General features: G+C 69.4%; 8 protein-coding genes. 7 read left to right on the top strand and 1 reads right to left on the bottom strand.

The annotated features are described in order from the left end of the window. The first annotated feature begins 138 nt into the window (after window positions 1-138). From radA to ACTHL4_RS11170, 7 genes are all read left to right on the top strand, one after another. Window positions 139-1,524 (top strand): DNA repair protein RadA, encoded by a 1,386-nt coding sequence (radA, locus tag ACTHL4_RS11200; protein WP_440282846.1) that lies wholly within the window; start codon window positions 139-141, stop codon window positions 1,522-1,524. An 88-nt stretch (window positions 1,525-1,612) separates the two neighbouring features. After that, window positions 1,613-2,689, top strand: a complete 1,077-nt coding sequence (gene disA / locus ACTHL4_RS11195) for a DNA integrity scanning diadenylate cyclase DisA (protein ID WP_440282845.1) — start codon at window positions 1,613-1,615, stop codon at window positions 2,687-2,689. Between the two features lie 10 nt (window positions 2,690-2,699). Further along, complete coding sequence (locus ACTHL4_RS11190) at window positions 2,700-3,602, top strand: A/G-specific adenine glycosylase (protein WP_440282844.1); 903 nt, start codon at window positions 2,700-2,702, stop codon at window positions 3,600-3,602. 36 nt (window positions 3,603-3,638) lie between these two features. Next, a complete protein-coding gene (locus ACTHL4_RS11185) occupies window positions 3,639-4,169 on the top strand; it encodes a gluconokinase (protein ID WP_440282843.1) in 531 nt (176 codons plus the stop codon). A gap of 53 nt (window positions 4,170-4,222) precedes the next feature. Continuing rightward, window positions 4,223-5,032, top strand: a complete 810-nt coding sequence (locus ACTHL4_RS11180) for an ABC transporter permease (RefSeq protein WP_440282842.1) — start codon at window positions 4,223-4,225, stop codon at window positions 5,030-5,032. A 182-nt stretch (window positions 5,033-5,214) separates the two neighbouring features. Continuing rightward, the gene (locus ACTHL4_RS11175; protein ID WP_440282841.1) at window positions 5,215-5,973 is read left to right on the top strand and encodes an ABC transporter permease; all 759 of its coding nucleotides are present in this window, start codon (window positions 5,215-5,217) and stop codon (window positions 5,971-5,973) included. Between the two features lie 3 nt (window positions 5,974-5,976). Continuing rightward, complete coding sequence (locus ACTHL4_RS11170) at window positions 5,977-6,945, top strand: ABC transporter ATP-binding protein (RefSeq protein WP_440282840.1); 969 nt, start codon at window positions 5,977-5,979, stop codon at window positions 6,943-6,945. Here the strand turns inward: ACTHL4_RS11170 and ACTHL4_RS11165 are convergent. Further along, entirely contained in the window at window positions 6,942-7,490 is a 549-nt protein-coding gene (locus ACTHL4_RS11165; RefSeq protein ID WP_440282839.1) for a CGNR zinc finger domain-containing protein, read from the bottom strand. The genes ACTHL4_RS11170 and ACTHL4_RS11165 overlap by 4 nt on opposite strands. Between the last annotated feature and the right edge of the window lie 63 nt (window positions 7,491-7,553).

Genomic DNA, 7,553 nt, shown 5'->3' with positions numbered 1-7,553 from the left:
CGAGGGCAAATCCAAGACCGAAGCACTGCGCTGCCTCAAACGACGCCTCGCCCGCGTCATCTTCAACCTCCTGACAACAGACCACAACAACCGTCAAACCCCGGCCCTACCGGCCGCGGCTTGACATAGGAGAAACGTATGGCGAGCAGCACACGCAAGAAGGCACCGGCCCCCACCTACCGCTGCACCGAGTGCGGATGGCAGGCGATCAAGTGGGTGGGCCGCTGCGGCGAGTGCCAGGCGTGGGGCACGGTGACCGAGGTCGGCCAGCAGCAGGTGCGCACCGCGCCGGCGGCGACGATCGAACGACCGGCACTGCCCATCGGCGAGGTCGACGCCACCCGGGCACAGCACCGCCCGACCGGAGTGGGCGAGTTCGACCGGGTGCTCGGCGGCGGACTCGTCACCGGCGGGGTGGTGCTGGTCGCCGGCGAGCCCGGCATCGGCAAGTCGACCCTGTTGCTCGACGTCGCCGCACGCGCCGCCCGGGAGGGGCAGACCGTCCTCTACGTCAGTGGGGAGGAGTCCGCGGCCCAGGTGCGGCTGCGCGGCGAACGCATCGAGGCGCTGGCCCGCGACCTCTACCTGGCCAGTGAGACCGACCTGGCGACGGTGCTCGCCCAGATCGACAAGCTGCGTCCGGACCTGCTGATCATCGACTCGGTCCAGACCATCGCGTCCGCGTCGGTCGACGGCGCCCCGGGCAACGTCGCCCAGGTGCGCGAGGTCGCGGCCGCCGTCATCCAGGTGGCCAAGCGCGAGGGCATGGGCACACTGCTGGTCGGCCACGTCACCAAGGACGGTTCGATCGCCGGCCCCCGCGTCCTGGAGCACCTCGTCGACGTCGTCGTGCAGTTCGAGGGCGAGCGGCACTCGCGCCTGCGGCTGGTCCGCGCGGCCAAGAACCGCTTCGGACCCACCGACGAGGTCGGCTGCTTCGACCTGACCGAGATGGGCATCACCGGGTTGCCGGACCCCAGCGGCCTCTTCCTGTCCCGCATGGAGGAGCCGGTGCCCGGCACCTGCGTGACGGTGACTCTGGAGGGTCGGCGTCCGCTGGTCACCGAGGTGCAGGCGTTGCTGGTCCCCGGCAACGGCGGTTCCGCGCGTCGCACCACCAACGGTGTCGACGGTTCCCGCACCGCGATGATCCTGGCGGTGCTCGACCGGCGCGCCGGCGTCCGACTGCGGGACGACGACTGTTACGTCTCCACCGTCGGCGGAGCCAAGCTGTCCGAGCCGGCCGCCGATCTGGCGATCGCACTGGCGCTCGCCTCGGCCAAGGACGGCTGCCCGCTGCCGCCCGGCATGCTGGCGGTGGGCGAGGTCGGCCTGGCCGGCGACGTCCGTGGTGTCGGCGGTGTCCCACGCCGGCTCGCCGAAGCGGCCCGCATCGGCTTCAAGCGCGCGATCGTGCCGGCGGGTTCGATGGGCACCGAGATCGCGCCACCGGGTATGCGGGTGCTGGAGGTGCGCGACGTGCACGCAGCGACGCGCGCCATCGCCATACCCGTCACCAACTGACCGGGCGGCCGGATCTCATGGCGATCGGACAGGTTGCCGGCCTGCGTGGTGCTGCTGCGCCCCCGCGCGCCACACCTACACTGACCGGGTGACCCGCTCCCCCGAAGTCATCCTGCGTGAAACGCTCGCCGCCGTCGCACCCGGCACCGACCTGCGCGACGCACTCGAGCGGATCCTGCGCGGGCGCACCGGTGCGCTCATCGTGATCGGCCACGACGCGGTGGTGGAGAACATGTCGTCCGGCGGCTTCCCGATCGACATCGAGTTCACCGCCACCCGGTTGCGCGAACTGGCCAAGATGGACGGCGGGATCGTCGTCAACAGCGACGTGTCCCGGATCCTGCGCGCGGGCACCCAGTTGATGCCCGACCCGAGCATCGAGACCAAGGAGTCGGGCACCCGGCACCGCACCGCCGAACGCGTCGCCAAGCAGACCGGCTTCCCGGTCATCTCGGTCAGTCAGTCGATGCACATCATCGCCCTGTATGTCGGCGGCGTGCGGCACGTCATCGAGGGCTCCAACGCGATCATGTCCCGCGCCAACCAGGCGCTGCAGACCCTCGAGCGCTACAAGGCGCGGCTCGACGAGGTGACCGGGACCCTGTCCGCGCTGGAGATCGAGGACCTCGTGACGGTGCGTGATGTCGCCAGCGTCCTGCAGCGCTTGGAGATGGTCCGCCGGATCAGTGAGGAGATCAGCGAATACGTCATCGAGCTGGGCACCGACGGCCGGCTGATCTCGTTGCAGCTGGACGAGCTCGTGGGCGGCCTGAGCGACGACCGGGAGCTGGTGGTGCGTGACTACCTGGACCCCGGCCGCACCGAGCTGACCGTGGAGGACGCCATCGAGCGGCTCGGCGAGATGAACTCCACCGAGCTGCTCGACCTGACGGCCGGAGCACGCGCCGCCGGTTTCTCGGTCATCGGCGACATGCTCGACCTGTCGGTCAGCCCCCGCGGCTACCGGCTGCTGACCAAGGTGCCGCGGCTGCCCGGCACCATCGTGGACCGGCTGGTCGACCACTTCGGCACGCTGCAGAAGCTGCTCGCCGCGGACTTCGACGACCTCATGGCCGTCGAAGGCGTCGGCGAGAGCCGCGCCCGCGCCGTGCGCGAGGGCCTGTCGCGGTTGGCCGAGAGCAGCATCCTCGAGCGCTACGTCTAGCCCCGAGCCGATGACCGACGTGGAGGGCCTGCACCACGCCATCCTGCAGTGGTATGCCGCCGCCGCCCGCGAGCTGCCGTGGCGGATCCCCGCCGACGAGTGGCCCTGGCCGCAGATCGACCGGCCGTGGGCGGTGCTCGTCTCGGAAGTGATGCTGCAGCAGACGCCGGTGGCCCGGGTCGAGCCGGTATGGCGCAGCTGGATGCAGCAATGGCTCACGCCGGCGGCTCTGGCCGCGGACGCGCCCGGCGAGGCGGTGCGCGCCTGGGGTCGGCTGGGTTACCCACGGCGGGCGTTGCGCCTGCACGCTGCGGCGACCGCGATCACGCGGGAGCACGACGGCGTCATACCTGCGGATCTGCAGCAGTTGCAGGCGCTTCCGGGGATCGGCAGCTACACCGCAGCGGCGGTCGGGGCGTTCGCGTTCGGCCTCCGCGCGACGGTGGTCGACGTCAACGTGCGCCGGGTCCAGGCCCGGCTGGTGACCGGCGCACAACATCCCGCGCCCAGCCTGACCGCCGCCGAGACCAGGCTCGCCGGGACGCTCCTGCCCGCCGACGACACGGCCGCCGCCCGGTGGAACGTCGCCGTCATGGAGCTCGGCGCGCTGGTCTGCAAGGCCGCAGCACCGCACTGCCCCGACTGCCCGGTGGTGTCGCACTGTGCCTGGGTGCTGGCCGGCCGGCCGGAGCACGACGGACCACGCAGGCGGGTCCAGAAGTGGCACGGCACCGACCGGCAGGTGCGGGGCAGGTTGCTGGCGGTGTTGCGGGAGGCGACCGCGCCGGTGCCGCGGACCGATCTGGACCTCGTCTGGGACGACGCGGGCCAACGGGACCGCTGCCTCGCCTCGCTCATCGAGGACGGCCTGGTCGAACCGCTCCCACGCGAACGCTTCCGCCTGCCGGTGTAGGCATGTCCCGCCGATGCCCCTGGTTAGAGTGTCCAAATGAGCGCCGCTGACGACCCCGCCCAGTTCCTCATCGTCATGGGGGTGTCCGGCTCCGGCAAGACCACCCTTGCCGAAGGCATCGCCGACGCGATGGGTTGGCTGTATGCCGAGGGCGACGACTTCCACTCCCAGGCCAACGTCTCCAAGATGGCTGCCGGCGTCCCGCTCACCGACGAGGACCGCTGGCCGTGGCTGCGCTCGATCGGCACCTGGATCGACGAGCACGAGCGCGACGGCCGCAGCGCGGTCATCACCTGCTCGGCGCTGAAGCGGGCTTACCGGGACCTGCTGCGCGAGGACCGCAAGAACGTCCGGTTCGTCTATCTCGACGTCCCGCAGGAGGTCCTGGAGGACCGGCTGTCCAAGCGCACCGGTCACTACATGCCACCCTCGTTGCTGCCGTCGCAGCTGCAGACGCTCGAGCCGTTGCAGCAGGACGAGGACGGTGTCGTGGTGCACGCACACCAGTCCCCCGAGGCGTCCCTCGAGGAAGCGCTCGACCTGCTGGGTCTGACTCCGAAGAACTGACCGCGGGAAAACCACTTGCCGCGGCGTCGTCGGCCCGGTAAGTTCTCGCGTTTGTGCGTGCGGCGACGATTTCCCCCTATCTCCGCCTGTTCACAGCCGGCTTCCGCGAGCAGGCCGCCTACCGCCTGGCGATGTTCGGCGGACTCGTCGCCAACCTGACCTTCGGTTTCCTCAAGGTCGCCATGCTCTTTGCCACCGTGCGTGCAGCCGGCGGCACCGTGCAGGGGTATGACGTCGGCACCATGAGCGCCTATATCTGGGTCTCGCAGGGCCTGCTCGGGTCGGTCAACCTCAACGGCCGGCTGGACCTCGCCGACCGGATCAAGAACGGCGACGTCGCGATCGACTTCCTTCGCCCCGTCAACGTCCAACTGGCAACGATCACGACGGAAGTCGGCAAGGCGGTCTTCGCCCTGATCCCCCGCGGCCTGCCCAGCCTCGGCATCGGAGCACTGGTCATCGGGATGACCATGCCGACCTCGCCGGTGCCCTACGCGCTGGGGCTGACCAGTGTGGTCATCGGCATCACGGTGTCCTTCGCCACCGTCTATCTCGTTGCCGTTGCCGGTTTCTGGCTGATCGAGACGCGCGGGATCCAGATCGTCTACATGGTCCTGTCCGGTTTCTTCGCGGGGCTCTTCGTGCCGATCACACTCTTCCCCGGCTGGCTGCTGATCATCGCCGAGGCGACACCCTGTCCGTCGATCATGATGTATCCCATCGACATCCTGACCGGGCGCGTCACCGGCGGCGCGGCATACCGGCTGGTCGGGGTGCAGTTGGCCTGGCTCGCCGGAATGCTGCTGATCGGCCATTTGCTCACCGTCGCCGGGCGCCGGAAGCTGGAGGTGCAGGGCGGATGAAACTCACCCCACGAAGTTCCCCTCCGCACCGGCACCCCACGAAGTTTCTCCCCCGCTCCGCTCCTCCGAATACTTCGCGGGGACCCCGCCGCTCCTCCGATATTTCGCAGGGACCCAGAGTCCTCGATGCAGCGTCGCTACCAGGCCGATTCGACGGATACCGGGCGGTGCTCGCCTCCCGGATGCGTTCCCAACGCAGCTATCGCAGCAATTTCGTCATCGACCTGGCCAGCTCCGGACTGGTGGGCCTCATCGAGCTCGCCGAGGTCTGGCTGCTGTTCCACCAGGTCACGGTGCTCGGCGGACTGACCTTCCGGCAGGTGCTGCTGGTCTTCGGCCTGGCCGACATGTCCTACTCCATCGCCGACATGTCCGTGGGGCACTGCGACACGCTGCCGAAGTACATCAGGGCCGGCACCCTGGACGTGTTCTACCTTCGGCCGCAGCCGCTGTTGCTGCAGCTGATGACCAGCGACATCTCATTGCGGCGCCTCACCCGGGCCGGGATCGGCCTGGGATCGTTGGTGATCGGGCTGTCGATCAACGACATCCGCTGGAACGCGGCACACATCGGTCTGCTCGTGCTGACCATCGTGTGCGCCGTCGCGATCTTCTCGGCGATGTACATCTGGGCCGCCGGCGTGCAGTTCTTCCTGATCCAGGGTGCGGAGTTCACCAACGCCTTCGTGTATGGCGGACGCTACGCGTCGACGCAGCCGGCAGCGGTCTGGTCAGCGCCGCTGAAGGCGCTCTTCGGATTCGTCTTCCCGATGGCGCTGGCGGCATACGTCCCGGCGTTGCGTCTGCTCGACCTGCCCGGACCTGCGGGCATGCCGACCTGGCTGGCGTGGTGCACCCCGATCGCCGCGGTCTGGATGTGGGGCTTCGCGCTGCTCATGTGGCGCTTCGGTGTACGTCACTACCAAGGCGGAGGCGGCTGAGACATGACCGAGCTGATCATCGAAACGGACGGTTTGACACGGGAATTCACACGGCGCGGAAAGGGCCGCGACGCCCTGCGCAGAAGCACGCTGCGCGCGGTCGACGCTCTGCGCCTGCTGGTCCGGCCGGGGGAATCGGTCGGCTACATCGGTGCGAACGGTGCCGGCAAGTCGACGACGATCAAGATGCTGGTCGGCATCCTCGTCCCGACCCGTGGCACGGTGCGCACCTGCGGCATCGACCCGCACCGGGACCGGCGGCGCTTGGCGGCACAGGTCGGTGTCGTGTTCGGCCAGCGTTCCCAGCTGTGGTGGGACCTGCCGGTGCGCGAGTCCTTCGACATCCTGGCCGCCATCCACCGGCTACCCGGAGCGGACGCACGCGCGCGGACCGCCGAGCTGATCGAGCAGCTGGAGCTGGGTGAGTTCCTCGCCACGCCGGTGCGTCAGCTCTCCCTGGGACAGCGGATGCGTGCCGAGGTCGCCGCTGCCCTGCTGCACCGGCCGCGGCTGGTGATCCTGGATGAACCGACCATCGGGCTGGACGTGCTGTCCAAGCAGCGGCTGCGCGAATTCCTCATCACCGAGCGGGCGCAGCACGGCACCACCCTGCTGCTGACCACCCACGACATGGGCGACATCGAGCGGCTCTGCGAGCGCGTGCTCGTCGTGGACCACGGCTGCGCGGTGTACGACGGCAGCATCGAGGGGCTGGCCCGTGCCGCCGGAGCGGACCGCACGCTCGTGCTCGATTTCGCGGATGCGACGCCGGACCTGACCGGCATACCGCACACGACACACCTGGGCAGTGACGTGGCCGGCGCTCGTCAACGGCTGGCGTTCGACCCCGAGATGACCACTGCTGCAGCGGTTCTCGCGGCTGTCGGCGAGCACGCGCAGTTGCGCGACCTGTCCATCGAGGAGCCGGACATCGAGGATGTCGTGCGCCGCATCTACCGCGCCAGCCGTTAGCCGACCTGCGGGCCGGCGCGGCGCGCCCGATGGCGTCGTACGGCGTCGCGGTTGGCGCAGCGCACCGAGCAGTAGCGTTGCCGGCCGTTGCGGGTGATGTCCACGACGACGTTCCTGCACGGATCTGCGGGCGCCTCGCCCGCGGCACACCGGCCGAGACGGTGCATGCCGCGGGTGGTCAGGTGCAACGCCGTCCCGACAGTGATCACCGCACGGAGCACATGCGGCATCGTCTGGTCGTCGTCACGGTAGTGCAGATGCCACCCCTCGTTATCGTGATCGACCAGGCGTGGGTATGCCGTGGCGCGCTTCATCAGCGCATTGAGCAGGTCGGCCCGCTGACCGTCGTCGTCGGCGTCGACGACAGCCAGCCACTGGTCGATCATCCGCCGCGTCGCACCGTGATCGTCCGGACGCTCCGGGAACGGCATCGTCATACCGAAGGTGCGCGTCCGCGCGTCGATGCCCGCCCGGTCGTCCGGCCAGTCGTTGGCCAGTGACGCGGCCAGCAGGACGGCATACTCGCCGTAAGGGTTGAGTTGCACAACGGCATTACACCACGCTGGCGGGTATGACGACTTCGACACGGGCCCGCCACCCCGAAACTC

Origin of the sequence: Flexivirga sp. (genome assembly GCF_051955415.1) — a bacterium.
Lineage (GTDB): Bacteria > Actinomycetota > Actinomycetes > Actinomycetales > Dermatophilaceae > Flexivirga.
Note: the sequence above shows the minus strand (reverse complement) of the source record. Positions and strands in the feature narration are given on the sequence as shown.

Coding starts and splice junctions, on each gene's coding strand:
- radA (WP_440282846.1), top strand. CDS start 139: ATGGCGAGCAGCACACGCAAGAAGGCACCGGCCCCCACCTACCGCTGC.
- ACTHL4_RS11190 (WP_440282844.1), top strand. CDS start 2,700: ATGACCGACGTGGAGGGCCTGCACCACGCCATCCTGCAGTGGTATGCC.
- ACTHL4_RS11185 (WP_440282843.1), top strand. CDS start 3,639: ATGAGCGCCGCTGACGACCCCGCCCAGTTCCTCATCGTCATGGGGGTG.
- ACTHL4_RS11175 (WP_440282841.1), top strand. CDS start 5,215: ATGCGTTCCCAACGCAGCTATCGCAGCAATTTCGTCATCGACCTGGCC.
- ACTHL4_RS11170 (WP_440282840.1), top strand. CDS start 5,977: ATGACCGAGCTGATCATCGAAACGGACGGTTTGACACGGGAATTCACA.